Raw genomic sequence first — 25,448 nt, forward strand, 5'->3', positions numbered from 1 at the left:
GAGTTTTTCCATGGCTTCGGTACATTTTACGGTTTATTCTACTGACCATATTTTGAAGCGGTTTATAAATTAGTTCAGCATTTTTCAACGAGAGTAAATGTCTTTTAGAGCCTTTTGCATAAAAATAGAAATATTGAATGGCTTTACGATGTATTCGCGAATTCCTTTTCTGATCCCTTCGCTGATGTCTTTATCGGCTGAGAAGACAGTTAAAATATAGAACGGTACATCAACGCGGAAGCGGGCGCGAATTTTCATGTATAGTTCCATGCCATCCATGTCGGGAAGCCTGCGTTCGGCGATAATCAAAGAAGGAAGGTGTTGCTCACTATAATTAAAGATGTCTTTTAAGGCCGTTTCTCCTTCCGTATATTCTTTAACGAGGACATCATGAGACTCGAATGCCTGCTTCAAAATGCGTAAAAGCTCTTTATCGGGGTCAACAATAATCACTTCTTTCTTGCTCTTCATTTCAGCCCGGGCGTGCCAATCGACCATCTTGATATGAGAAGATTCTATCGAACGTGCCTCTTCTAAGCTATTTTCCGCTTCTTGAAGAAGCTGCTGAGCGTTTTCAAAATCCCTGGAAATGGGAGTAATGCTGCAATCGAAGGCCAGCTGAGATTGGGTTTCCTTCTGCACGAAATGGGAAAGCAGCGTGTAGATCTTTTTTTCCACTTCATCTAAGCGAACGTTTGTGACCAGAATGGCAAATTTCGAAGCATTATAGGAAAAGCAGCTCATTGTGTAGTCCATTTCCCATTGCAATTGGTTGCCAATGGAGACTAAGACCTCCTTGGCAGTCATATGGCCTTTCCGTTTAATCCAATCGGCAAAGTTATGGATTTCAAATAAGATCAAATAAGACTCCTGCTTTTTGGGATAAGTAAGCCATTCATGCAGCTTTTCTATTAGCGCTTTGCGATGAAGCAGGCCGGTATAATCATGGGGATCGGGCAGATTATGCATAGAAATCTGCCCCTCGATTAGGTTGAGAATGCGGTTTTGCAAGACTTTCTTGTCTATGGGCTTATATAAAATATCGTTTGCCTTCGAGGAGTAGGCCTTCAACTGGGTATTTGTCGCTTCGCTGCTTGTCACAATGATAATGATCAAATTTCTAAAGGAAACATCTTGACGGATGGCCTGCAATAAACTTAATCCGTCGTAGCGCGGCAAATTGACATCCAAAAGCAGGATATTCGGCCTATACTGCTCAAGCATTTGAAATAAATTCTCAGGGTCATAAATGGCACGGACATTAATTCCTGTTTCGGACAGCACGGCAACGACAAAATTGCAGAAATCCACATCGTCATCGAGAATTAATACTTTGATGTCGCTTAAGGCCTTAATTTCCAAGGCATCTCGGATGGATTTAAGAAGAAGATAAGCGGAGACGGGTTTTAGAAAAATGTAATTCACCCCCTTTTGCATGGCTTCCATCCTAATATCGATATCATCCTTTTCGAGAAGGAGAGCGAATAGCGGAGGAGAGGGTTTAGGCTTATCGGATAAAGACTGGATAATGTCAAAGCCATTAATAGGGGAATACTGAAACTTTTGAGCGACAATGACCGCGTTGGGATTAAAACTTTCCAAGCCTAGCTTCTCAATGGCTTTTTGTGGATCGCTTTCAAAATAAAGCTCTATTGGAAATTGCTCTTTCACTCGCGTTAGAAGGTCTAAAAAGCCCTTGTCATCATCGACAATGAACAAAAGGGGACGCGGATTCTCCGTATAGGTAAGAATAGCTTCTGGATTCTTAATGGAATCGGTTTGAAAGCAGAATTTTATTTTTTGAAGGAATTCATTAAAAGATAGCAGCCAATTTTGATCTTTAAAATCATTCGATTCAATTCGATTTCTAATTTCCTCATCTTTTTTTTTGCACAAGATGCTGACGGAATCATATCCGAAAGAGCCTGCACTGCCGCTCATTTTGTGGATTTCGGAATGCAGTTCGTTAAGCTGCGGTAAGTTGGGATCTTTTTGAACCGCTTTAATTAAATTAGTTAGAATTTCAATTTTTTGGAAAATACTGGAATCATATTCTTTTTGAAGGGCAAGCAGCCTGTTTTCGTGGTTTCCTGCCGGAGAGGAAACATGGCGCCGCCGCAAATCTTGAAAGAAATGCTCGATCTGCTGGGGAAAAATAGGCTTTTGCAGAATAAAGTCAATATTCTCGCGCTCTTTAAATCCCATCAAATTGGGAGAAGAATAATCTTCCGCTACGATGCCGATAGTGAATAGATTTTTATTGTTTTCCCGAATGGCATTAATCAAATTGGTGATTACTTCTTGCGATACGCTCAAGTCAATTAAATACACATCATATATATTGGAGGCGATTTTTTTAAACGCGTCTTCAATAGACTGGCAACTGTCAAAGGAAAGATTAATAGAATCCGATGCATTTAATAAATAAGCTAAAAAGTTTGAATCAATGCTAATGCAAAGAAAACGAAGAGATACGATAGAATCACTCTTTTTCATGCCGGTCGTGTTTTGTTGTGAAATGTTTAAAGAATCTATTCGATATATAGCACGGTTAAGAAAAAAGTGTCATTAGATTTAAAATTTTAAATAAATGATCGGGCTTTTTCTTTGGACTGCATAAATGCTCTTTATGGCGAGGAGGCGTATAGAGATGCTTTAGAAGAGCTAGGGAGAGTAGTTGGATGATTCTAAAGAAGCTCTCCACGCATGTTCGATCATTTGTTCTAATGAATAGCGCGGATGCCAATTGAGCTCACTCATGGCTTTAGCGGGGTCTGCTAATAAAACAGCAGGATCGCCCGGGCGCCGGGCGCCTTCAACAGTATTGACTTTTTTTTCCAAGACTTTTTCCACTGTTTGAATCACTTCTCTTACACTGAAGCCCTTTCCGTTTCCCAAATTATAAAAATTGGAGGGCATTCCGGTCAAAATTTGCTCCAACGCTTTTATATGCGCCTCTCCTAAATCTTCGATATGAATGTAGTCCCGAATGCAGGTCCCGTCTGGAGTGGGATAATCCGTCCCAAAAATAGTCACTTGCCCTGCCGCTTTTTTCAAACTTTGCAAGATGAGCGGAATGAGATTGGAGGCTTTAGGTTGATAATTTTTAATTTCCCCCTCCGGATCCCCGCCAGCCGCATTAAAGTAGCGCAGGCAGCAGAATTTTAGGCCATAGGCGGTATCGAAATCTTGCAAAATTTTTTCCACCATCCATTTGCTTTCTCCATAAGGATTAATGGGATGGCAAGGCTGATCTTCTTTAATGAGGGGAACATTCGGTTGGCCAAAAATAGCGGCGGTAGAAGAGAAAATAAAGGATTTGATGCCGTGACGGAGCATGGCACCTAAAAGCGCCAATGTATTGGAAACATTATTGGTGTAGTATAGCCAAGGATCTTGAACAGACTCTCCCACATTGATGAAGGCGGCAAAATGCATGACTGCATCGATTGAATAGTCGGCAAAAAGCTTATCCAAAAACGCTGCATCGCCTATATCGCCTTGGACAAACGTTCCATAACAAACTGTTTTTGCATTGCCCCGTGAAAGATTGTCTAAGACGATTGTTTGGTATCCGGCCCGATGCAGCATTTTGTTGACATGGGATCCGATGAAACCAGCTCCTCCAGCAATAAGAATGGTAGGCTTATGCATATGTCCTTGGGATAATCTTGAATATAGCCATTCGACGACAGTCTCTAAATACTTAAAATGGCTAATAAATTAAGTTATACATGTGAGAATACACTCTAAGGAGATTCTGGTTTTTTGTCCATTCCTAGCACTATTGCTATGCATTGATGGGGCAGGGAAGCCTTGTTCAGCAAATCAAAATTGGAGGGCTTCATCCAACGAGGAAAATGAAGGAAATAATTTTAATACGCCTGTCATTCTGAAAATTTTTGTGACTTTAGCGTTTAATCCATAGAGATGCAGGCTGCCTTTATTTTCCAAGGCCTTATAAACTCCAATAAGGCCTCCTAGGCCTCCTGAATCGATCATTTCCATATCCGATAAATCCAATAAAAGCCGTTTATTGCCCGATTCAATCTCTTGAATAATCTGATTTTTTAAATCTTTTGAAACCCGAGAATCAAGAAAAGAAATTTGCGGTTTAATATATAAAACATCGCCTAAGAATTTTTTTTCCATTTTTCTTTCCTTTATAAGAAGAGCGCCGTCAATTGGCTAAGGATCCTATTCGCCTTCTTTTCCCTAGAAGAAAATCACTTCGAATAGCCCATCTCTCATTGACGGCATGCTCTAGGATACTTTCGGCTTTTAATAACCTGAGTTTGGAGTTTTTTTGCCCTTTGGAGTGGCGTCGAAGAGCCAAAAAGCTCCAAACTCAGGTTAATAACGAGCAAGCGGACTTATCTTGCTTTTTGTATATTAATGAAAATCATTTTTACTGCAAGAATAGGAGTGGATTTGACATTTGTATAAGAGAATCGACGGTGAAAATTGGCAAGGCGGTCAGATGGCCCATTCTTTCCTATTGCCCCCTAGGGAGAAAATAACCTCTAATATCGATGATGAGCTTTAATGCGTCCTCTTAGACAAAAGGCAGAATGGGTGGATTGCTATTCTTTCCCTTCTGTTTCAGGCTCATCGACCTCTTTTTTCAGGCGGCGGCTTGCCTGAAATTGTTCAATAACTGGATTTTCTATTTCTTGCATTAAATCAAAAATCTTACAGTAAGTAGGAGGCAGCATATAGATGCGAAGGTCCAAATCTTTAGACTCTTGAATGACATATTGCAAGACTTTTTGATCCCAAATATCTGCATTTTCAAAAGAACAAGTAATCCAGCGCTCAACCAATTCGAAAACTTTGGCGTTATTGGCAAAGTACAAGGTGCTGCTAATCAGTTCCTTATTTTTCCAGTAAAAGACTCCTAAATCGAAATTGACGTGATCGAACAAGGCTGGGTATTGTTGGACGCGAGCATCGGCATCCAAATATAAAATATCTTTAGGATAATGGCGAATCAACATTTGCTTGATAAAATAAGGCTTATATTGCGTATTCGCCTGCCAGCTCCCTTGTGTAGGAATGCCGACAAGATCCATGGGTAGATCAAAATGTTCTAAGCTTGCCTTGAGATGCTGAATTTCTTCTTCATATCCCGTGTTTTCCGTGTAGTATGCCGTGGCAATATAAGCCATTTGGAGTTACTCCAATAAATTTGAAACAAAAGATTGAGCATCAAAAGGTTGGAGATCGTCTAAGTCTTCTCCTGTCCCAATAAATTTGACGGGAATGCCAAGTTCGCGCTGAATGGCGATGATGATTCCTCCTTTTGCCGTTCCGTCTAGCTTGGTGAGAATAAGTCCGCTAATGGGCGTAAATTTATGGAAATGCTTGGCTTGGTCAATCGCATTTTGTCCTGTCGTGGCATCTAAAACGAGTAAAGTCTCATGAGGGCCACTGGTAGATGCTTTTTGGCAAGCGCGTTTAATCTTCTCCAATTCTTGCATTAAAGGCGTTTTGGTGTGCAGACGGCCTGCCGTATCAATCAAGACAATATCGCATTGGCGGGCTTTGGCAGCTTGGATGGCGTCAAAGGCAACTGCTGCAGGATCGCTTTTAGGAGCGCCCTTAACGATATCGACTTGAATGCGATGGGCCCATGTTTCCAGCTGTTCGATCGCTGCAGCGCGAAACGTGTCGGCTGCTGCAACAAGAACCTTCTTGTCATTTTGATGGAAAAGGTTGGCCAGTTTGGCCACGGATGTCGTTTTGCCGTTTCCGTTGACTCCTACAATCAAAATAATTTGAGGCCGCTGAGATTCATTGACTTCTATTAATTGAGAGGGATATTGGCTGAGCAGGGAAGTCAAATGCGATCGCAGGGCATCTATATAGTCGGCTGTTTTAAGGGAGGGATTGGCTTTGTGCATCTCCCGTACTTTATTCGTCAATTCCATGGCTGTTTGAACGCCAAAGTCTGCTTCATAAAGCAATTGCTCAAGATTATCTAGAGTGCTTTCATCAATCGGCCCTTTAAAAAGAGACTGAAGTTTTTCACCTAAAAGAGAGCGGGCACGTGAAAGGGCTGATTTGACTTTTGCATAGCTAGTTTTAAAAAATTGGAATACCATTGCGCTTGATTATCCTTGTCATCGTTAATTGATCAGCCGAAAGCTTTCATCTTCATTTGAGGATGTTCGCAACCATGATGGATTTGTGAATACCCTTGTTATATAAAAATTTTGAGGTTTGCTCTTAAAAAAAGCTTAGCACATAAAAAGAAAAAAGGTGAAGATCTTATTCAGTCATATAGAAGGTTTTGGAAAGAGGCTTAAGAGGGGATATTAAAACCGCTAAGAGGGGTTTGATACGCCTCCTTAAAGTTAATGATTCTATCAATTATCACAGGTTAGCCATGAATACGCATGAGTTTCAAGCCAAGCAAATTCTTCAACGATATGGCATCCCTATTCCCCCCTTTTACGTGGTTTCTTCTCTACCGGAAGTAGAGGAATTATTGCGAAAGCATGAGTGGCAATCCGCTGTTTTAAAAGTTCAAATTCATGCAGGTGGAAGAGGGAAGGCCGGAGGGGTAAAAGTCGCTTCCAGTCCAGAAGCGATCAGACAAGCTGCACGCGAGCTGCTCGGCAAGAAAATTATCAATCAGCAGACAGGCCCTGAAGGAATGGTTGCCCACCAACTATTGATTTCTCCTACAATCGCTATTGCCAAGGAGTTCTATCTCGGGGCTTTTATTAGCCGCGAACGGGCTCAAAGCGTTGTCATTGCTTCTCCTGTTGGCGGGGTTGATATAGAGCAAGTGGCCCAGCAGACTCCAGAAAAGGTCCTTATCATACCCATCCCATTGGAGGGGGAGTTGCGTTCCTATCAACTGTTGCGCTTAGTCAAATTTATGGGGTGGAAAGAAGGATTAGCCAAGCAAGGAATGGCTTTGATAAAGGGGCTTGTGCAAGCATTCAGCGCAACCGACGCCTCTTTGCTTGAAATCAATCCGCTTGTCGAGACCAAGCAGGGCGAATTAGTGGCTTTGGATGCAAAATTAGTTGTCGATGATAACGCCTTATTTCGCCAGCCTGAGATAAAAGCGTTCTTTGATCCCACCCAAGTTTCGGCCAATGAAGCACGTGCCCAGCAGCAAGAGCTGGCTTATGTGGCATTGGATGGGAATATCGGTTGCATGGTCAATGGGGCAGGCTTGGCAATGGCGACAATGGATATTATCCAATATTTTGGCGGCCGCCCGGCTAATTTTCTCGATGTCGGAGGAGGGGCTTCTAAAGAAAAGGTCGCCGAAGGATTTAAAATCCTGCTTTCGGATCCCAAAGTCAAAGCCATCTTAGTCAATATTTTCGGCGGAATCATGAATTGTGAGACGCTGGCCTCCGGAATTATTGAAGCCGCGCGGGAACAGCATCTGCATGTTCCTTTGATCGTCCGCATGGAAGGAACAAATGTAGAGAAAGGCAAACAACTGCTGCAGGAGTCCCATTTGAATATTAAAATTGCCAATAGTTTAACAGAAGCGGCCCAAGAAGCGGTTAATGTAGCGAAGTCATAATCAGGGATATACCATGTCTATTTTAGTAAACAAGCATACGAGAGTCATCACGCAGGGAATTACGGGAAAAGCGGGGCGTTTTCACACGGAACAATGCATGCTATATGCCCCTACTTATGTGGGAGGCGTGACGCCGGGAAAAGGCGGCGGCGAAATTTTAGGGCTGCCTGTTTTTGATACGGTTGCAGAGGCTAAAGAAGCGACGCATTGCAACGCGTCTTTGATTTTCGTTCCCGCTCCTTTTGCAGCTGAGGCAATCCTAGAAGCCGAAGAAGCCGGAATTGAGCTAATTGTCTGCATTACGGAAGGAATTCCTGTTCGCGATATGCTCAAAGTCAGCCAAGTCATGCGCTCAAGCCGGACAAGCCGCTTGATCGGGCCTAATTGTCCGGGTGTCATTACTCCCGGCGAATGCAAAATGGGAATTATGCCTGGCTATATTCATCGTAAAGGCGAGATTGGCATTGTCTCGCGTTCCGGGACATTGACCTATGAAGCTGTTTGGCAAACGACGCTATTGGGATTGGGACAGTCGACTTGCGTAGGAATAGGAGGCGATCCTTTGAATGGAACGAATTTTATTGATGTATTGGCTTTATTTGAAAAGGATCCGGAAACAAAAGGCATTTTATTAATCGGCGAGATTGGCGGCAGGGCGGAAGAGGAAGCTGCCGAATGGATTAGACAATATAGCACAAAGCCTGTGGCTGCTTTTATTGCCGGCCAGACGGCACCGCCGGGAAGACGAATGGGCCATGCAGGCGCAATTATTTCTGGTAATCAAGGAACAGCTTCTAGTAAAATTAAAGCCCTCAAATCAGCCGGCGTAGTCATGGCGGACACCCCAGCTGACATGGGAACAGCAATTCAAAAAGCCCTGCAGGTGTGTGGTTTATCATGATTTCAATTCCCGGGAAAATTCCCATCCGCATTTTTCCCTTTTTCTGGTTTCTTATTATAATGATCGGATGGCTCAATACCGTTTCTTTGATGGGAACGGCGATTTGGTCGATTGTCATTTTTATTTCTGTCCTTTTTCACGAGTATGGGCATGCCTTGACTGCCTTGGCTTTTGGCCAAAAAACTGAAATTAATCTTGTGGGATTAGGGGGATTGACCAAGCGCCATGGGGCATCGTTGGCTAAATGGAAGGAATTTTTGGTTGTGCTCAATGGCCCCATTGCCGGCTTTATTTTGTTTATTCTTTCTTACAAGCTTTTCGGGATTTTGCCAAAAGACAGGTTCCCTCTAGTTAAGTATGCTTTAGAAGTATCGATCAATGTCAATTTGTTTTGGACAATTGTCAATTTGCTTCCTGTCCTTCCGCTTGATGGAGGGCATTTAATGCGGATCCTATTGGAGGGGGCTTTTGGTTTTCGAGGGCTTAAATTGGCTTTTCTTGCCAGTATTATCTTAGCGACTTTTTTTGCTCTTTATTTCTTTTTCTTGCAGCAGCTTCTGATCGGAGCCTTATTCTTGATGATGGCTTTTGAGAGCTATCGCTCCTGGCTTGGCGTGAAGCCTATGACGGCACAGGATACCGACATTCATTTGCAGAAGCTATTAAAAGAAGCTGTAGCCGATTTGAATATGGGACATCGAGATCAAGCGCTATCCAAGTTTTTTCTATTGAGGGAGCAATCCCAAAAGGGCGTTTTATATTTAACGGCTACGCAATATATTGCCCGCATTTTAGCTGAACAAGGGCATTTTAAACAGGCTTATGAATGGCTTTTGCCTATTCAAAAGCACCTTTCCAGCGACTATTTATATCTTTTGCAGCAGCTGGCGTATCGGCTTCAAGACTGGGATCAGGCCGCTAAAATAGGACAGAAAGCCTATCAACAGGAGCCTTCCTCCGAAGTCGCCCTCATTAATGCTTTGTCTTATGCAATCATGGGACAAGCTACACCGGCTGTCGGATGGCTGCGCTGCGCCGTTCAATCCGGCCTGGCAAATGTGCAAGAAGTGATCCAGAAAAGGGAATTTGATGCCATTCGGCATACGCCTGAATTTGAGTCTTGGTTAAAGGCACAGAGGGCATAAGGCAAAAGCTATTTCCCGTTCAGGAATTTTCCCTCTATGCTTGGCGAATAAATTCCAGGCATAGAGGGAGACTGCTATCTATCTTACCTTTAAAGCTTTTGGTCTGAAAGTAAACGGAATGATTCAATGAATTGTTGGAGATCTTCTTCTGTAAAATGCGCTTCGGAAGCGAGGGAGAAGATAGAGTAAAGGGTATGGCCCTTCACAACCGCTAATCCTTTCAATAGGCGGGGCGTCTGGTGATCTAAATAAGAAAATCCAAATAACAAGGCCGGTTGATTTTTGAATGACGTCTTTTCAAATGAGAAGCTTTGATTCTGATAGAAAAAGTGAGGGGAATAGAAAAGGCGCGGAACTAAATAATGCTCGAAGTTTTTCTTAAAAGCTTCCCCTTGCAAGATGTCTTCATTGATCGTCGGCAAAGAGAGCGCGCTAAGAATAAAGACTGCCGATTTGGTTGAAGACGAAAAAACATGCAAATGCCCTATAGGAGGGGTATTTTGCAAAGGAAGGTCGAAAGTCATTTCTATTGGCTGATAAGGAAAAGAGGCCTCCATGCGATTAACAGGGTCTTGTATGCTAATCCATGGACCTAAATATTTTTCATCTGCTTTTGCCATAGGTACTCCTAACAAATAACTTGTCCATACCAACGATGCGAATAACTTCATTCCAAATGATTTCATGGTTAGCCCTACTTTAAATGGTAAACAATGTTTAAATCAATGCCAAGAATCTACTAACTCCGGTTGCTAAGCCATTGGCAATTTAGGAGTATACCCCCAGGTTGATTGCAAAGGCTTCAGCTGCAGCCTGCTTGTCAAGCATACATAGACTTCTCAGGCAGCATCTTAAAATTTTGCCTGGATGATTGCAAACTCAAATAAAATGTTTATCATTTATAATCAATAAGTTAAGTAAAAATTTAAAGTGAAAGTGTAAAATTAAAATTAATAATTTCTATTGCTCTACGAGCCATAAAAGGCTATAGTTAAGAGTTTAATGTGCATTTTTTGAATCTTTCTCAAGCCTAAATATTGCCAAATTATCGATAGCATGACTACTCCAAGATCTTTTGCATTTACTTCTAGGTATTTTCTTTCTTATCTATGCTTAATAGGCTTCGTCGGCTTTTTTTTAAGCAGTTGTGATACTAAATATGATTTGCCCGATCCTCCTTGCCAAATTCCGCAATGCATTCCGCCTACTTGTGTACGCCTGGCTTTAGTTTTAGGCGGCGGGGGAGCGCGAGGGATGGCCCATATTGGCGTTTTATATGAATTCGAGAAAGCGGGCATTCCTATCGATGCTATTATTGGATGTAGTGCAGGAAGCATTGTTGGCGCTCTATATGCAGATTGCCCGCATGCTTACCATCTAAGACATATTTTAGAGCCTCTTAAGAAATGGGATGTTTTAGATATCAATATTTGGAATGCGCGTTATGGACTAGTTCAAGGGTGGTCGTTGAGGCGTTTTTTAAACAGGCATTTGCATTGCCGCTATTTTGAGCAATTGAGAATACCGCTTTATATTGCCGCTACTGATCTGCTTGAAGGAAGGCTGGTCTGTATTAGTTCTGGCCAGATTATTCCTGCTGTCCACGCATCAGCCGCCGTTCCCTTAGTATTCGCTCCCGTGCCTCTTTATGACCGGCTGTTGGTCGATGGCGGAGTGGCCGATCCCGTTCCTGTCGCTATTGCCAAGCAAATCAATGCCCAAATTGTTGTTGCTGTCGACTTGAGTGAAATGCTGCCAAAAACGTGTCCGACCAATCTATTTGGGGTAGCGACGCGTTCGGCTGAGATTAAGTTCCTTTTGCAAAGCGAAAGCTGTGTTAAAGAAGCGGATGTCATCATCCGTCCTGAATTAGGGGATATTGGCCTTTTTGATGACCGGAATAATGAGCTTGCTTTCGAAGCCGGCTGTAAGGCTGCCCGTGAAGCTATTCCCCACATTATCGAGCTATTATCGCAGAACGGTTTTTGGTGTGAGCCGTGCTGCCCATGTCCAAGCGAAAATGAAGTTTAGAAGGGGATAAAAAGCAAGCGCTTGCCTTGAAATCATCTCTAAAACAAGAAAAGCGGTGGTGAATTTGGCTTTTCATTCCAGCGGGAAAATGAATAAACCGACAGAACGCACAGAAATCACAGGCGAATTTGCAAGAAATCAGTAGGCTTCCTTGTTTGGATATATAGAAAGAATGGGCGTGCTTCTGAGGAATTGGACGAGGGCCGGACGTCTATCGAATAAAGGGTAAGTTAAATCTCGCCTCTTCTGTGCAAGGCCCATGTAAATGAGGTGAAAAGAGAAGCGAAGGCGTAAAAGAAGGCATAAGCCTGATTGCTTATGCCTTGAGGAAATTTACTTTGCTTGCAAAGAGAGGAAGAGATAGCGATCGCCCTGCCTCAGTTGCAAGAGCACAGGACGCTCTTCTGGAGCGGACTTTAAAGCCTTGTTGAACTGCTCAATATTTTCAACCTTTTGGCGGTTCACGGCCATAATGAGGGCGCCTTTTTTCAAGCCGGCCCAAGCGGCCACGCTATTAGGATCCACTTTCGTGACAACGACCCCTTGATCCTGGTCGTAACCTAAGTTGCGAGCGATCTCGGGAGTCAGATTGCCCACTTCAATGCCCAGCAAATTTTTATCAGGAGCAGAAGTGGAGGAGCTCGCCATTTCTTCTTCTTTGTAATTGCCGACTTCGAGAGGAAGCTGCATGATTTTGTCTTTGCGTAGAATGGTTAAATCCACGCGCGTGCCGGGCTTCATCATATAAATGGCATTGCGTAAGGCGGCTGCATTTTCAACAGGACGGTCATTGATTTTCAAAATGATATCTTCCGTTTGAATGCCTGCCTTGTCAGCCGGAGATCCCTTCACGACATTAGCGACAAGTGCGCCCTCGACTTTATCTAATCCGAAAGCTTTAGCTAAGTTGTAATCAATCGATTGCAGGCTGACGCCTAAGAAGCCGCGCGAGACTTTTCCATCCGATAAGATTTCTTCCATCACGTGTTTAGCCATATTGCTGGGAATGGCAAAGCCAATTCCCATATAGCTAGAGGAAGAATTGGTTGCAATGGCCGTATTAATGCCGATCACTTCGCCATCTAAATTGACTAAAGGGCCGCCCGAGTTGCCGCGGTTAATCGCCGCATCCGTTTGAATAAAATCCTCATAGCGGGCAATGTCAAGATTATTGCGGCTTTTCGCACTTACCACGCCAACGGTAAGAGTGGCTTGCAAGCCAAAAGGATTTCCGATTGCAGCCACCCATTGGCCGACTTCTATGTCATCCGAATTGCCAAGTGTTAAATAAGGAAGGTTTTGAGCTTCGATCTTGATCAGAGCCAAATCGCTATTGGGGTCATCTCCTAATACTTTGGCTTTAAATTCTCTTCCATCCGTCAATTGCACATTAATCGCATCCATATCATGCACGACGTGGCTATTTGTCAAAATATAGCCGTCTGGACTGACAATCACTCCCGATGCTTGTCCGACTAAAGAGGGAGAGCGAGAATCTTTTTTAGGAAGGCCAAAAAAATTCCAGAGATCATTTCCTCCAAAAAAATCAAAGGGGTCCGAGAACTGGCTATCGTCGCCAAATAGCTGAGATTTTTTCTTTGATTCAACTTTAATAGATACAACAGCCGGAAGAGCTTTCTTAGCGACCCCTCTGAAATCGGCAACAGTCTCTTTATTGGGCATCTGGCGAATATCTTCTGTCCGATTGCCGTTTACAGAAGGTTCCTTCGTTCCAGAGGTAAAAGAAGAAGCGGCTAACGCAATTCCAGAAAAAAGAAGGGCAGATTTAAAAAAAAAGGAAGAACGATCTGTCATTGTTAAACTCCTGATTAGTAACTCGAAGTGTTATTTTTTTACTCCTCTTAGCTTCTGTTTGTCAAGCCTTTCTATAAGTAAACAAGCCCGTTGGAATAGATAGATAATATTTTATGGCTGACATGGATTTTGCTAAGAAGCCGTCCTAAAGCCGCTAAAGCAATGACAGATGAGGTTAAATCCCTTCTTTTCAAAACCACACTCTTAGGGAGGGGAATAGACTCTGAGGCATTCGATGATGGTTTTTTTTAATTGAATTATATTAATTAAGTAGATTAGAGGTGTAATTAATTTTTATTAAATCTTAATAGCTGTTTAATTTTGTATTTAATTAAATTGTTTACATTATTTATTAATTAATTTAAAATTATTTAAATCAGTTAAAAAGGAAATATCATGGTTTTTCAAACAACTTATTCAGTTACGCAGAGCTATTCAACGACGCAACCTTATCCGAGCGTTCAACAGGCTGCTCCAGTGCCTACCCAAGGGACTTTTGGTGCACCTGGCGTAACGGTTTCTCAGAATACTTATCCTGAGTATAGGCCTGTGACGCAGGGCATGCATGCCCAGACTTTAAAGTTGTTGGATAAAGCCCAAGATATTTCTTCGTCTATTCTTCATTCGTCTTCGACAAGACAGACGGCGACAGCTTCTGCGACCCAGCAAACCTATCATCCTGTTGCTGTACCGGTTGTTCATAACCATTACGATTTTTCCAACCATTCCCGTCAGTATAATATTTTATCGAGCCATACAGAGAATCATACGACCATCAATAACGGGTCGCGCGGTTCTAATGGAGAGGAAGGAAAAGATAATACGGGCGTACGTGTCCTGGCAGGGGTGCTAGGAACCGTGGCCATCTTGGCAGGTGCCTTTTTTCTTGGTAAAGCCAATGCTGAAAATGAGGATCTTCAAGAGGAAAGAGCAGATATTGAGACATTGGAGAGAAGATGGGAATCGAACAGAGCGGCGTATGAGGCTCAAAATCCCGTTTATTGCGATTTAATGGATCGAGTGACAACGCATATGAATTCCATTTTGCAGAGAAAGCAGGCAAATAAAACCCATAATATTGGCATTGTTATATTCTATATAGGTGCAGGAGCTGCGGCCCTGGCAGGCGCTTTTCTGAACTCTTGGATTTTAATGGGAGTAGGAGCCGCAATCGGTGTTGGAGCGACGGCGTTTGCTCTTTATAAATTGGGTTACTATTTCTTTAGCAAGCGGGATGAAAAAGATGCGAAAGCAATCGAAAACGATTTGGTCTCTCTTCGCCAGCAGCCTCTTCAACTCGTATAAAGGATCCTTGCTTGGATTAAGCCTTAATCTTAAGGCTTTTTCAAAGAGTCTAGCTCTAGTCTAGGCTCTTGTCTTCTTTTATTGAGATAGCCGATTTTTTGCATATTGTGGATGCGCAAGAAGCTCTAGGGCTCTGGCCATGATCAGCGTTCCCTTTTCAATGCGGTCTAATCCAAAATGCTCATTGGGAGCATGAATTTGATCTGTTGCAAGCCCTAGTCCCAATAAAATGACTTCTCCTCCGCAGGCCTGTCCCAATTCAGTTGCAATGGGAATGGAGGCGCCTTCAAAAATAAACTCGCATGGCACTCCAAAGACTTCTTCAAAGGCTCTGGCAAAGGCTTTGACAACGGGAGCGGTAGGACCGACGCGTACCGCCTTGCCATGCCCGGGATGGATGTTAACATTCACTTGGATGCCTTGCGGAGCAATTTCTCTTAAATAGTCGGCCACCAAATTAGCAATTGTCTGAGGATCTTGCTCGGGAACTAAGCGGCAGGAGATTTTGGCGAAAGCTTTAGCGGGAATAACTGTCTTAAATCCTTTGCCTGTATAGCCGCCTTGAATTCCGTTGATTTCTAAAGTCGGACGGATCCAAGCTCTTTCCAAGACAGAATAATCTTTTTCTCCTCCAACGGGATAGGCGCCGGTCATTTTTTGATAGTCGGCCAGTTCGAAGTGAAAAGATACCAAGGCGCGCTCTTCCGGCGACATTTCTTCCACTTGATCATAAAATCCTGGAATAGTGATTTTTCCCTTGGCATCGCGCAGGCTGTCCAGCATGTTGACTAAAGCATGGATGGGATTGATCACAATACCACCATGCGAGCCTGAATGAAGGTCCGTCTGCGAGCCCTGCACTTCGATATCCATTGTAAGAATGCCTCTAATGCCAAGGGTAATGGCGGGAACTTGTGGATCTCGTATTCCTAAATCGACAATCGCTAAATAATCCGCTTTAAGCTGTTTGGCCTTTTGAGCTAAAAGCTGAGAGAGTCCAGCGCTTCCTATTTCTTCTTCGCCTTCAATGCAAAGCTTGACGTTGATGGGAAGCGATCCTTGAAGCGCAAGCATAAGCTTTAAGGCTTGAAGGACATAAAAGCATTGTCCCTTATTATCTTGTGCGCCTCGGGCATACATTTCTTCATTGCGCTGCTTGGGGTTAAAGGGATCGGATAGCCATTCGTCCAATGGATCGACAGGTTGAACATCGTAATGGTTATAGATAAGCAAAGTGGGCTTGTCGGGACCCGCTTTTAAATAGGAGGCAAAAATGACGGGATGACCGGAGGTGGGCCAGATTTCTACATCAAACTGAAGGTTTTTTAAGTAAGCGGATAGCCAATTGACACATTCAAGGAGAGCGGGTTTATATTCGGGCTCAGAACTAATGCTGGGAAAGCGAAGAAAGGTTGAATACTCTTCGATCCATTGCGCATGCCGCTGCTGCATTAAATCTTTAATTGCGTCAATTGTTGATAAAGAATTCATAGAGGCTATCCCTTGCTGCGATGTTTTCTCATACTAGCTGAGCGCATCGAATGTCTTCAAGCAAAATAGAAGAGAGAAAAGCTTCCCAGTGCAAGAGCAAGGAAATAGGCCCATACCCAGCATTTGACCTTGCGATGGTGTGCTGCGATCAAGTGGGGAGAGGATAGGGCTGAATGGAGGAAATTGATGCGCTCTTGAATGCTAAAATGATGCCAGCTGGGATGATCATGCGTGTTACCGGTCACAACTCCTATATGGTCGAGAGCCTGGATCATGTAATGGGGAGAAAGCGTTGTATTAAAAATATAAAGATCTGCCTGCCTTTCGAATAAGCGGGAGAAAAAACCAAAGACAAGGCGGAAATAAGTCCCCAATAAAAGCGCGTAGCAGACAAATAAAGTGACGATTAAAAGGATTTGTCCGTTCTCCAAAGAAATAAGAAGCGAAGGGGCAGTCAAGTAAGGAGATAAAAAATTTTCCAGGGGAAGGAGCAACGCGGCACTGACAAGCATCATCCCCATCAAAATGAAGGGATAAATTAGCAAGTGTTTGTAGTGATTATGTCCAATTTCATGAATTAAAATGGCTTCAATCTCTTCTTGTTTAAAATGAGACAAAAGAAGAGGCGTAAACATGATGTAGCGAGAAAAGGAAAAAATGCCAATGATGCCCGCCGTAAAGCTATGCCGAAGGATGGACCAGGTGCACATGCCGGCATACTTAAAGCCAAGGGACTGGCAAACAGCTTCCAAACGGGTAGTCAGCGGTTGGGATTTAAGCGGTTTGCATTTCCAGCAACGGACGATGAGGAAAGGCATCAATGCCAAGCAAATCACCAAAAGGATCAGACTGATTCCTATTAAGAATAGCAGATGGGAAAGGGAATCCGACGGAAGCATCCATTGATGCCAAAAAGGCATGTGGTCCAATAAATCAAAAATAAAACTGAATAGGAGAAAGGGAATGCAGAAAGGAAGAAGAAACAGCAAGTGATTCCCTGTTTGACGTAGAGAGGCGTGGATCGAATAGCGCTGAACAACATGCGCGTTGCACAGATAGGCCCAACCCAAACCGAATAAGTAAAGAAAAAGAGAAAAAGCGGCAACCGGCGTTTGAAAATCAGAGAAAAGGCCTTTGACGAGCAGGCGTTGAGCGCCTAACACTAAATGATAAACTCCCAAGAAAATGACCAGTTCAACATTCGCTAGGCAGGAAAAGAAAGCTTGCAGGCGTAAAGAAGAGACTTTTGCAATCCACTTGGCTTGCACATATAGGAGGCCAAGCAGACAGAGATAGACAGCCATTCCCCACAAAAACGCTTGTTCGGGTGAGACTATCCATATGGACGGGCCCAAGTCCGAGGCAAAATTAATTAAGGCTAAGACTAATAAGATAAAAAAAAGATTGGTAAACAAGGAAATGATCCCATTTCACGAAGTTGAGTGCATTTTAAACATTTCAGCTTTTGAAAGAAAAGGAATAAGAGAAGGAAAAAGGAAAATAGGCGGCAATGGATTGCCGCCTATTTATTTTAATTGCGCTTTGGAGCGGCTTGCCGATTTTTTTGTTTCGATGTTTGTTTTGAAGATGTTTGTTTTGAAGATGTTACTTTCTCTTCTTTAGCATTTTCCTCATCTAATCCAGCAACTAATCCAGCTGAAGATTTTCTCATAAAAATGACTTGTTTGCCATAATTGGGAGGCACATCGAAGACCTGATGGCGATAAATCTCAGTATTATTGATTCCCCACTTTGACTCGACTAATCCTTGTTCTCCATAAATGCCCATATGTTGAATTTGAGTGGAATCATCAAAATAAAGAACAAGATCGCCTTCGTCGGGATGAGAAACAGCGCGGTAGCCTAAAGCCAAGATGTCTTTGAGCGTACATGCAGCATCTTCTTTAGCTAAAATAGAGGGGATCACAGAAGGCTCGCGCTTTTTCAGTAGGGCGTAAGCAAAACAGCTAATCTCGTGGGCCTTTATTGCTTGGATAGAATTTGGATTTTTTAAGAAGGCGAGATCTTCCGCATCAAATGAATATTCTCCTAGTGATGTGATATCTAAAGAATGATAGACAAAAGGCAGGGAATCGAGATACATCGTCTTTACCCATTCGTTGAGTTCTCTTGCTTTTATTCCATAGCGAAATATAAAACGGTTGGTATTGAGAGTTGCCCCTTCCCCGAAGAACATTAAAGCTCCTTGTCCTCGTCGGCTGCTTATATAGTCTTGAATCAATCCAGCGCATCGATCGATGGGCAGCTCTTGTGTTAACCCTTTAGCTTTAATGGCAGCCTCTTTAAACCCCTCAATGACGTTTGCTGTTTCTTTTGCAGGATTGACGCTAAACAGCAGGCCTCTTTTTTCTTCCGCAGCTAATTGGCTGGTTTGCTTTGCAATTGCCGCACATCCATCAATGATTTTCTTGGCCATTTCTCCAAATAATTGAATAGTCAGCATCGCTTGCGTACGCTTAGAGACTTGCCAGCCTGATACGCTTATTTTGTCTTCTTTGTTATTGACCTGTTTGAAGAAAGGCTCGGCTCCCAAAGCGTAGGAAGACCAATAAGGGGATCCATGAACAGTGCTCATTTAATAGACTCCTTTTGAATTAATAAATATTAATAAAATTTGAAACGTTAAGAGATGTAAATTATTTGATTTATGCGCTATTTTATAATTAATCAAATTAAAATGCATTATTAATGTTTTATTTGGGATAATCATAAATGAAAATTAAAAGATGGCAAAGCTATACGAAGCGAGTGCAAAAATTGAAATTTCGGTCTATATCCTTCTAGCCTTTTTGCATGCCTTGACGTATACTCCTTCCATTTAAAAGATCTTGTCCTGGAGAATAATGTCTTATGCTTCCTATTGCAGATCTGCACTGTGATCTTCTTTCTTACTTAGAAAGCCAGCCTGGCCGTACGCCTCATCAGCCTGTTGCCCGCTGTTCTGTACCCCAGTTAAGGGCGGGAGGGGTAAAATGGCAGACAATGGCTATTTTTACAGAAACGGAACCTTCCTCTGTTAAGAAAGGAATGCAGCAAGCGGATATCTATCGGCGTTTGCCTGTCGATTATCCAAAAGATTTTGTGCATTTGCCTTTTCCGCTCCAAGAACTCCAGTCCGAACAAATCGGGATTTTTCCGGCTTTTGAAAACGCCTCGGGATTTTGTAGCGAACAAGAACCGCTTGAGCAGGGGCTTGCTCGTTTGAGACGCGTGATCCGCGATATTGGCAAGCCCTTATATGTGAGTTTGACCTGGAATAGCGAAAATCGTTTTGGCGGAGGCGCCTTAACCCGTACAGGATTGCGAGAAGATGGCAAACGCTTATTGGAGGCTCTTCATGAGCATCGCATTGCTGTGGATTTGAGCCATGCCTCCGATGCGTTAGCGTATGACATTTTAGATTATATGGAAAATAAAGCCTTGCACATGCCCGTCCTAGCGAGCCATTCCAATGCACGTGCCATCGCTGCAGTTCCGCGCAATTTACCGGATGAAATTGCCCGCGAAATCTTTCGACGCCGAGGCGTAATAGGCCTTAATCTTTATCATCCTTTTATTGGGAATGGAGACGAGCATATTCTTTACCATTTAGCCCATTGGTTAGAAATAGGAGGGGAAAAGCACATTTGTGTGGGAGCCGATTTCTTCTATGAGGCCGATATGCCTTTTATCCAGCGTCAAGGAATAAAAAAGCTCTTTTTTGATTCCTATCAAGACGCCTCTTGCTATCCGCGCCTACTAGCATTCATCCAATCGGAAATGAAGTTAAGAGAAGAGGTCTTAAAAGGCTTAGCTTCTCAGAATTTTTTACATTTTGCTAAAGCAAGCGGTTGATAAGTCGATTGCAGGGAGCTAAAAACTCAACTGTTCGCAAATGCATGCCGCATTTGCGAACAGCAAGAATTTAATCAATAAGCAAGATTAAAAAGAGGAAACAGCCTTTTCTAAGCAGTCTTCTATTTGTGTTTGTACCTGATCTTCATTCAGCTCTAAAATCAATTCGTGATCTTGGTCTTCTGCCAAAGATAGTTTTTCTGACTCATCCTTGTCCATCCATTCATCATAAGACTCGAGCTCGGCGGAATCAGCCATAAAACCAAATTTAAAATAAAATCCTAATGCTTCCTCACTAGATTTAAGTTTAATAGACGAGCAATTATTGTCTTGAGCCACTTTAATGGCATAAGAAAGCAGCAGCGAGCCATAGCCCTTTTGGCGATACTGGGGATTTTCCTCGTCTTCTTCAGCTACTTTAAGAGAATAAATATAGCAGAAGCTGCGTGAAGCAGCCTCTTTTATTTTAAAGTGAATGACTCCCAGAGGAGTTGTGCTTGTATTGTACAAGACAATAAGCTGATGGTCACTATGAGCGGTCTTTAAAATTCCTTGCTGACTAATCAATCTAGCTAACTTCTCGCGCTTATTAAATGCAAAATCGTGCACATAGAAAGAAGTGATAATTTTTTCTGATTCGGAAGGGCGCGGAAAACAAAATGCCACTCCTCTATTAAAAAAAGCCGGCAAAATGACTGTTTTCATGGCCAAGTGATCGGTTTTAACGAATTCAGGGAGCGGATTAAAATGGCAATCATAGTAAGCGTGTTTTTGACAGAATAGAGAATAGAAATGAGAAGCCAGATAATTTAATTGAGGAGAAGAAAAAGTCTTTACCTTTTCCACGTTCTTCCAAGAAGGCGCCATCAAAGTAAACGTTAACTCTGAGGGACTATATTGATTTCTTGCCGAACGAAAAAGCTTTTGCATTTTCATTTGCTTAGTCCGCTGAATAGAGAGTTTCCTTTCAAACCGCGCTTGTTTTCTATGGAAAAAAGAAGAATTTTTTAGCGCGATTAAGCGGGGATTATCAAGCAGAGAACCTTTTGTAGGTAAAGGCTTGGCGATTTTTTTAAGTCTAAGAGAGGATGGCTTGCTTGCTTTTCTCTTTTTTACTTTGCTTTTTAAGTGGGATGCGATTTTTTTCTGCGTCCTAATTTTCTCTTCATGAAAATTAGCAATGGCAAGCTTTGGGAATCGAATAGCGTACAGAATAGATTTTTTCTTGGCTTTATCAGAGAAAACAGCCCGAGACTTATCTGAAAAGGACAAATGAGAAGGCAAGATATTGGAAGCGTATATATTAATCATTCTTATCTATAATTATTATTATTGTTTACTTTGTTTTTATAATTAATTACTGTTAAAATTTTGTTAATTTTATTTAAATTGCATGTTAAGTAATATTTTTTTTAATTAAATGATCGAATGATTAATTTAAAGATATAGAAAGAATAGTTCTCATAAACAGTAATGAAGTTAGGATTATTCTAGGAAAAGAGAAGGGGCAGAAGTCTTGGGAATGCGTGAGGCATGAAGTTGTCGAAGAAGTGTTTAATGAATGCAGGTTATGAGAAGCTGCCAAAAAACTCTAAGCTCAGGTTTTTATCCCTTTCTTTAAAGAAGGCGCACAGGCTTGTTTAAAAAAATAATTAGACCGCAGGATGGAATGCTGAGCGGCTTTTAAGAGGGGGATTAAAACTGCTAATGCCCTAGAGTTGAAATTATTTTTCTTCTTAGGAGAAAAAGAGCTGCATCTAGGTTAGTGTGGGTTTTAATACACCCTCTAATAGGTGGTTAGATTCCTTCAATTAACAGAGGAGACTGGCCCTCGGCTTGCAGATCTTGATTGGCTTTTTCCAATAGCTCTTTTCCCGCAAACACTACCGTCGTTCCTTTGTCAATTTCAGGTACAATAATGCGTTTGACGGCTTCTATGATTTCTTCGCGCGTTAAAGCAAGGAGCTTATTGCGGAAAGCCTGGCGGACTTCAAACGTCCGGCCTTCGCGCCACCAGCCATAAGCCAGCTCTGCTTGGCTGCCTGGAGAGATGGGAGAGTCAAGCGCTTGAATCATTTCGAATTTGGCTTCTTCTAGATCGGAATCGTCAAAATCGCCTTTTAAAATAGCATTGACGGCTTCTTGAAAAGCCTTAAATGTGGCAGCTACGTTGGGATCGCGATAAGAATAAAAATAGAAATTGCCTGACATGGGATTGCTGACAGCTCCGCCTCCATAAGCTCCCCCTTGTTCTCGAATGCGTGTATGGAGAGTGAGATTGTCGAATAAGAAGGCTGCAATGTTTAGAGCTGGGGCATCAGGATGAGTATAGGAAACGGTTGGAAAAACTTTTCCAATAAAGGCTACCGGCGAAGCAATAAGGCGTCCTTGAGAAGGAAGCGGCGAGAGCGAATAGCGGCCTTCCCATCGCTTAAAAGGTTTGGTTTCCATATGTGCCAGCCCATAAAATCCATGGCCTTTTAATTCATCATAAGTGGCGCTGTCACAGCTTAGCACCAAGTGGGGATTCTCGAGGCAAGTGACTTGCTCTTGCAATTCTTGTATTTTGGAGAGGGCATAAGGGCCTTGCTTATCGAAGTCCTTTACGATATCGCGTATTTTCCAGTAATAGTTCAATCCATATAGATCATTAGCGACCTTGGATGCAATATTGAGGGCGCTGGCTGATAAATTGATGGCATATTTGAGCGCACTCTGATTCAAGCGGCTTTCCATCCCGGTAAAGTGCTTGAACAAGATCTCTTTAAATCGTTTGAGTTCATCTATGCGTGCGCTGGAAATGACATCATGCATTAAAGGAAAAAGCTTGGAAGCCTTGCGGTGCAAAGCTTTTCCCCGCAAATGGAAGGTAGGGGAGAAATGATGGGGATTTCTGGCTTGCAAATTCAAGCTGATTCCGGCTCCAATTCCTCCTGTATTGCCTTGAATAAAGTCTAAATTCTCGGTATAAGAACGTCCATTGCATCCCACTTGTGTTAAGACAATCGTCAGAAGGCGTAAATAGGGGAGATCCTCTTCCGGTAGGTCCGGCAGGTCAAAGACAAGATCGGCATAGACGATATCATTAGTGAAGACGCTATGGTGAAAAAGAGTCAATTCGCCCATTTTTTCTTGGACTAAAGGGTAATCTCTGGCCCGTGGAGGGATATCTTGAAGAGATACCTTCGGAAGGACCTCGACATCTTCTTCTTCCTGCTGTTTTTGAAACGAAGCTAATTGGGCTGCCTTTTTTACAATCGCTTGAGCTTGTTCTGAAGAAAGAGACGCCTTAACGGCTTCCAATTTCTCCTTTTCTTCTTGCGCTTCTTTGGCACCCAAGCTTTTATCCGGCTGCATGATAATGCGGATGAAGTGAGGATTATCTAAGAGATGCTTTTGAATCAAACCGCTGAAGTAATGCGGATCAGCTAGCGTGCGCTTGCGCAGTTTATCAAATAAAGAATGGATTTTGAGGCCTTGAGCAGGGTCTGCTCCATGTTGTTTGAGCAAGGCTGAGCGCATAAATAAAGAGAGCCCAAAAGGCGCGTGGTCTCCCGTAATTTCGCTTCGATGAAATTCCAATTGATGGATGGCGTTTTCAATCATTTGAATGGGAATGCCGGAGTGGCAGATGTCTTTTAAGGTACGCTTGATTACCTCTTCCAGTTCATTGGCTTTATCGGGATTGCATCCCTTTAAAGTAATTCCCCACGGAACTTCATTGAGTTCAATATCAATAAACGAGTTTGCCTGTTTACACCAGCCCGATTTGAGAAGGGCCATTTTAAGAGGAGAGGCATCCGTATCCATTAAAATAATTTCTAAAATATTGAGGGCTAAAACCTCTTCCTGCTCTAAGATATGGCAAGTTAGCCAACCAAAAGCAATCAACGTTTTATCAACGAGATCTTCTTCTGGAGCAATCGGATAAGTGAGTTCGCGATAGACAGGTTCTTTAAAGCGAGGTTGCAAGGGAATGGGGGGTAAAGAGGGCGCTGCAGCTGTTTGATTGAGAGTCTGTTCCGCGATAAAATCTAAATGGCCCTCTAATGGCATGTTGCCATAGAAGAAAAATAAGCAGCGGCTGGGATGATAAAAAGTATGGTAAAAATCTTTCAGTTCTTCGTAAGTCAATTCCGGAATCACTTTAGGGTCGCCTCCGGAGTTGACGCCATAAGTGACGGAAGGAAATAGTGTTTCTGTAATCGCCTCTGCCAATCGAGCGCCGGGCGAAGACAACGCGCCTTTCATCTCATTGTAAACAATGCCTTTATACTCGAGAGGTGTGCTAGGATCGGAAGGATGGGCAAATTCTAAGCGGTGCCCTTCTTGCAGAAAGCTCAATTCATTCAAATTGGGATGAAAAACAGCGTCTAAATAGACTTCCAATAAGTTATAGAAGTCTTTATGAACTTGCGTGGCAGCCGGATAGCAGGTAAAATCCGCACCTGTCAAAGCGTTCATAAAAGTGTTCAGGCTGCGCCTGTTCATGGCAAAGAAAGGATCCTTGACAGGGAATTTTTTAGAACCGCATAGGACAGTATGCTCTAAAATGTGAGCGACGCCATTTGAGTTGTAAGGCAGCGTTTGAAACGATAGGCAGAATAAATTTTCAGGATCTTCATTGCCGATATGCATGATCCGCGCTCCGCTAGGCTCGTGGATAAGTTCGCGAAGTAAGCATTGGAGTTCGGGAATTTCTACGACGTTGACCAGCTTAAATTGATGATAAGTCTGACCGACAGTGTGAAGACGAGAGGACTTTGCTACCATGTCTGTTGCCTTTGCAGTTAATAAAGATTGACTTCTTCAAAATCTACAGGAAAGGGCCCCACCTTAGCAATCATTTTCCTCTCGCCTATTATTTAAAGCCTCTCAAAGTGGGGGAGGAGGAGTACGGCCACCTAAGAATCCGAATAAGAGCGCGACTAAGAACAGGACTAAGAAGATGTAAAATAAAATTTGCGCGATTCCACTTGCGGTTGCAGCAATTCCACCAAAGCCGAAAACGGCGGCAATGATAGCAATGATAAAAAAGGCTATCGCCCAGCGTAACATAATTCCTCCGTAGGTTTGTCTGATGGATCAAAACAGAAACCATCATCGTTCAGGCCCAGCGTAGCGATTTTAAGAATAATGTCAAATAAAAATTTTATAACTCCTTGTTATGACTGCTTCCCCTATTATTTACTATTTGTTTATTTCTGGTACTAAGAAATAAGATTTTTATATAGACTATTGTTGGCAAATATCTTCTCCTTAACTTGGTGTGTGTCTGAAGCTCAAATGAATCTATGGGGAAAATCGCATTTAGATCGTTTGTAATTTTGCGAACACCCTCTTATAGCTAGAC

19 protein-coding genes are annotated in these 25,448 nt (G+C 42.7%); 6 read left to right on the plus strand and 13 right to left on the minus strand.

Annotated elements, in window-relative coordinates; translation table 11 throughout:
• Window positions 1-84: 84 nt before the first annotated feature.
• The 5 genes from BN3769_RS09765 to ftsY all read right to left on the minus strand — a co-directional run bounded on the left by BN3769_RS09765 (window position 85) and on the right by ftsY (window position 6,104).
• On the minus strand, window positions 85-2,496 hold the full coding sequence (locus tag BN3769_RS09765) for a response regulator (RefSeq protein WP_068470046.1): 2,412 nt from the start codon (window positions 2,494-2,496) through the stop codon (window positions 85-87).
• Window positions 2,497-2,664: 168 nt separating this feature from the next.
• Window positions 2,665-3,654, minus strand: coding sequence for a UDP-glucose 4-epimerase GalE (galE, locus tag BN3769_RS09770; RefSeq protein WP_068470048.1), 990 nt, complete (start codon window positions 3,652-3,654; stop codon window positions 2,665-2,667).
• A 174-nt stretch (window positions 3,655-3,828) separates the two neighbouring features.
• The gene (locus BN3769_RS09775; RefSeq protein ID WP_068470050.1) at window positions 3,829-4,152 is read right to left on the minus strand and encodes an STAS domain-containing protein; all 324 of its coding nucleotides are present in this window, start codon (window positions 4,150-4,152) and stop codon (window positions 3,829-3,831) included.
• Window positions 4,153-4,583: 431 nt separating this feature from the next.
• Window positions 4,584-5,168, minus strand: coding sequence for a hypothetical protein (locus BN3769_RS09780; RefSeq protein WP_068470052.1), 585 nt, complete (start codon window positions 5,166-5,168; stop codon window positions 4,584-4,586).
• Between the two features lie 6 nt (window positions 5,169-5,174).
• Window positions 5,175-6,104 carry a signal recognition particle-docking protein FtsY gene (gene ftsY / locus BN3769_RS09785; protein ID WP_068470054.1) on the minus strand — a complete coding sequence of 310 codons (930 nt, stop codon included), beginning with the start codon at window positions 6,102-6,104 and terminating at the stop codon, window positions 5,175-5,177.
• Window positions 6,105-6,388: 284 nt separating this feature from the next.
• Between ftsY and sucC the strand changes: the two genes are divergently transcribed.
• From sucC to BN3769_RS09800, 3 genes are read left to right on the plus strand one after another with little or no spacing between them, the layout of a single operon-like run.
• Complete coding sequence (gene sucC, locus BN3769_RS09790) at window positions 6,389-7,552, plus strand: ADP-forming succinate--CoA ligase subunit beta (protein WP_068470056.1); 1,164 nt, start codon at window positions 6,389-6,391, stop codon at window positions 7,550-7,552.
• A gap of 13 nt (window positions 7,553-7,565) precedes the next feature.
• Window positions 7,566-8,453, plus strand: a complete 888-nt coding sequence (gene sucD / locus BN3769_RS09795) for a succinate--CoA ligase subunit alpha (RefSeq protein ID WP_068470058.1) — start codon at window positions 7,566-7,568, stop codon at window positions 8,451-8,453.
• The gene (locus BN3769_RS09800) at window positions 8,450-9,598 is read left to right on the plus strand and encodes a site-2 protease family protein (RefSeq protein WP_068470059.1); all 1,149 of its coding nucleotides are present in this window, start codon (window positions 8,450-8,452) and stop codon (window positions 9,596-9,598) included. The genes sucD and BN3769_RS09800 overlap by 4 nt, the downstream gene beginning before the upstream one ends.
• Window positions 9,599-9,687: 89 nt before the next feature.
• On the opposite strand, the gene BN3769_RS09805 is transcribed toward BN3769_RS09800, so the two are convergent.
• Window positions 9,688-10,218, minus strand: a complete 531-nt coding sequence (locus BN3769_RS09805) for a hypothetical protein (protein ID WP_068470061.1) — start codon at window positions 10,216-10,218, stop codon at window positions 9,688-9,690.
• 436 nt (window positions 10,219-10,654) lie between these two features.
• Between BN3769_RS09805 and BN3769_RS09810 the strand changes: the two genes are divergently transcribed.
• A complete protein-coding gene (locus BN3769_RS09810; RefSeq protein ID WP_079989514.1) occupies window positions 10,655-11,629 on the plus strand; it encodes a patatin-like phospholipase family protein in 975 nt (324 codons plus the stop codon).
• 333 nt (window positions 11,630-11,962) lie between these two features.
• Here the strand turns inward: BN3769_RS09810 and BN3769_RS09815 are convergent, their stop codons facing one another.
• A complete protein-coding gene (locus tag BN3769_RS09815) occupies window positions 11,963-13,444 on the minus strand; it encodes a DegQ family serine endoprotease (RefSeq protein WP_068470063.1) in 1,482 nt (493 codons plus the stop codon).
• 396 nt (window positions 13,445-13,840) lie between these two features.
• Here BN3769_RS09815 and BN3769_RS09820 point away from each other — a divergent pair, with 396 nt between their 5' ends.
• Complete coding sequence (locus tag BN3769_RS09820) at window positions 13,841-14,749, plus strand: hypothetical protein (protein ID WP_068470064.1); 909 nt, start codon at window positions 13,841-13,843, stop codon at window positions 14,747-14,749.
• Window positions 14,750-14,827: 78 nt separating this feature from the next.
• Here BN3769_RS09820 and BN3769_RS09825 read toward each other — a convergent pair whose 3' ends face one another.
• The 3 genes from BN3769_RS09825 to BN3769_RS09835 all read right to left on the minus strand — a co-directional run bounded on the left by BN3769_RS09825 (window position 14,828) and on the right by BN3769_RS09835 (window position 18,836).
• Window positions 14,828-16,240 carry a dipeptidase gene (locus tag BN3769_RS09825; RefSeq protein WP_079989515.1) on the minus strand — a complete coding sequence of 471 codons (1,413 nt, stop codon included), beginning with the start codon at window positions 16,238-16,240 and terminating at the stop codon, window positions 14,828-14,830.
• Between the two features lie 56 nt (window positions 16,241-16,296).
• Window positions 16,297-17,655: a M48 family metallopeptidase gene (locus BN3769_RS09830; RefSeq protein WP_068470066.1), complete on the minus strand. Its 1,359-nt coding sequence runs from the start codon at window positions 17,653-17,655 to the stop codon at window positions 16,297-16,299.
• Window positions 17,656-17,771: 116 nt separating this feature from the next.
• On the minus strand, window positions 17,772-18,836 hold the full coding sequence (locus BN3769_RS09835) for a hypothetical protein (protein ID WP_068470068.1): 1,065 nt from the start codon (window positions 18,834-18,836) through the stop codon (window positions 17,772-17,774).
• Window positions 18,837-19,111: 275 nt separating this feature from the next.
• Here BN3769_RS09835 and BN3769_RS09840 point away from each other — a divergent pair, with 275 nt between their 5' ends.
• Complete coding sequence (locus tag BN3769_RS09840) at window positions 19,112-20,095, plus strand: dipeptidase (RefSeq protein ID WP_068470070.1); 984 nt, start codon at window positions 19,112-19,114, stop codon at window positions 20,093-20,095.
• An 87-nt stretch (window positions 20,096-20,182) separates the two neighbouring features.
• Here the strand turns inward: BN3769_RS09840 and BN3769_RS09845 are convergent, their stop codons facing one another.
• The 3 genes from BN3769_RS09845 to BN3769_RS09855 form a co-directional block, all read right to left on the minus strand.
• A complete protein-coding gene (locus tag BN3769_RS09845; RefSeq protein WP_068470072.1) occupies window positions 20,183-21,406 on the minus strand; it encodes a GNAT family N-acetyltransferase in 1,224 nt (407 codons plus the stop codon).
• A gap of 486 nt (window positions 21,407-21,892) precedes the next feature.
• Window positions 21,893-24,868: an insulinase family protein gene (locus BN3769_RS09850; protein ID WP_068470074.1), complete on the minus strand. Its 2,976-nt coding sequence runs from the start codon at window positions 24,866-24,868 to the stop codon at window positions 21,893-21,895.
• Between the two features lie 102 nt (window positions 24,869-24,970).
• The gene (locus tag BN3769_RS09855) at window positions 24,971-25,153 is read right to left on the minus strand and encodes a DUF1328 domain-containing protein (RefSeq protein WP_068470076.1); all 183 of its coding nucleotides are present in this window, start codon (window positions 25,151-25,153) and stop codon (window positions 24,971-24,973) included.
• Between the last annotated feature and the right edge of the window lie 295 nt (window positions 25,154-25,448).

Source organism: Candidatus Protochlamydia phocaeensis (assembly GCF_001545115.1).
In the GTDB taxonomy this organism is placed as follows: domain Bacteria; phylum Chlamydiota; class Chlamydiia; order Chlamydiales; family Parachlamydiaceae; genus Protochlamydia_A; species Protochlamydia_A phocaeensis.

Bases quoted from the DNA above. Each gene is read 5' to 3' on its own strand.
- BN3769_RS09810 (WP_079989514.1), top strand. From the start codon at position 10,655: ATGACTACTCCAAGATCTTTTGCATTTACTTCTAGGTATTTTCTTTCT.
- BN3769_RS09850 (WP_068470074.1), bottom strand. From the start codon at position 24,868: ATGGTAGCAAAGTCCTCTCGTCTTCACACTGTCGGTCAGACTTATCAT.
- BN3769_RS09805 (WP_068470061.1), bottom strand. From the start codon at position 10,218: ATGGCAAAAGCAGATGAAAAATATTTAGGTCCATGGATTAGCATACAA.
- ftsY (WP_068470054.1), bottom strand. From the start codon at position 6,104: ATGGTATTCCAATTTTTTAAAACTAGCTATGCAAAAGTCAAATCAGCC.
- BN3769_RS09840 (WP_068470070.1), top strand. From the start codon at position 19,112: ATGCTTCCTATTGCAGATCTGCACTGTGATCTTCTTTCTTACTTAGAA.
- BN3769_RS09845 (WP_068470072.1), bottom strand. From the start codon at position 21,406: ATGATTAATATATACGCTTCCAATATCTTGCCTTCTCATTTGTCCTTT.
- BN3769_RS09780 (WP_068470052.1), bottom strand. From the start codon at position 5,168: ATGGCTTATATTGCCACGGCATACTACACGGAAAACACGGGATATGAA.
- BN3769_RS09815 (WP_068470063.1), bottom strand. From the start codon at position 13,444: ATGACAGATCGTTCTTCCTTTTTTTTTAAATCTGCCCTTCTTTTTTCT.
- galE (WP_068470048.1), bottom strand. From the start codon at position 3,654: ATGCATAAGCCTACCATTCTTATTGCTGGAGGAGCTGGTTTCATCGGA.
- BN3769_RS09820 (WP_068470064.1), top strand. From the start codon at position 13,841: ATGGTTTTTCAAACAACTTATTCAGTTACGCAGAGCTATTCAACGACG.
- BN3769_RS09835 (WP_068470068.1), bottom strand. From the start codon at position 18,836: ATGAGCACTGTTCATGGATCCCCTTATTGGTCTTCCTACGCTTTGGGA.
- BN3769_RS09765 (WP_068470046.1), bottom strand. From the start codon at position 2,496: ATGAAAAAGAGTGATTCTATCGTATCTCTTCGTTTTCTTTGCATTAGC.
- BN3769_RS09825 (WP_079989515.1), bottom strand. From the start codon at position 16,240: ATGAATTCTTTATCAACAATTGACGCAATTAAAGATTTAATGCAGCAG.
- BN3769_RS09800 (WP_068470059.1), top strand. From the start codon at position 8,450: ATGATTTCAATTCCCGGGAAAATTCCCATCCGCATTTTTCCCTTTTTC.
- sucC (WP_068470056.1), top strand. From the start codon at position 6,389: ATGAATACGCATGAGTTTCAAGCCAAGCAAATTCTTCAACGATATGGC.
- sucD (WP_068470058.1), top strand. From the start codon at position 7,566: ATGTCTATTTTAGTAAACAAGCATACGAGAGTCATCACGCAGGGAATT.
- BN3769_RS09775 (WP_068470050.1), bottom strand. From the start codon at position 4,152: ATGGAAAAAAAATTCTTAGGCGATGTTTTATATATTAAACCGCAAATT.
- BN3769_RS09855 (WP_068470076.1), bottom strand. From the start codon at position 25,153: ATGTTACGCTGGGCGATAGCCTTTTTTATCATTGCTATCATTGCCGCC.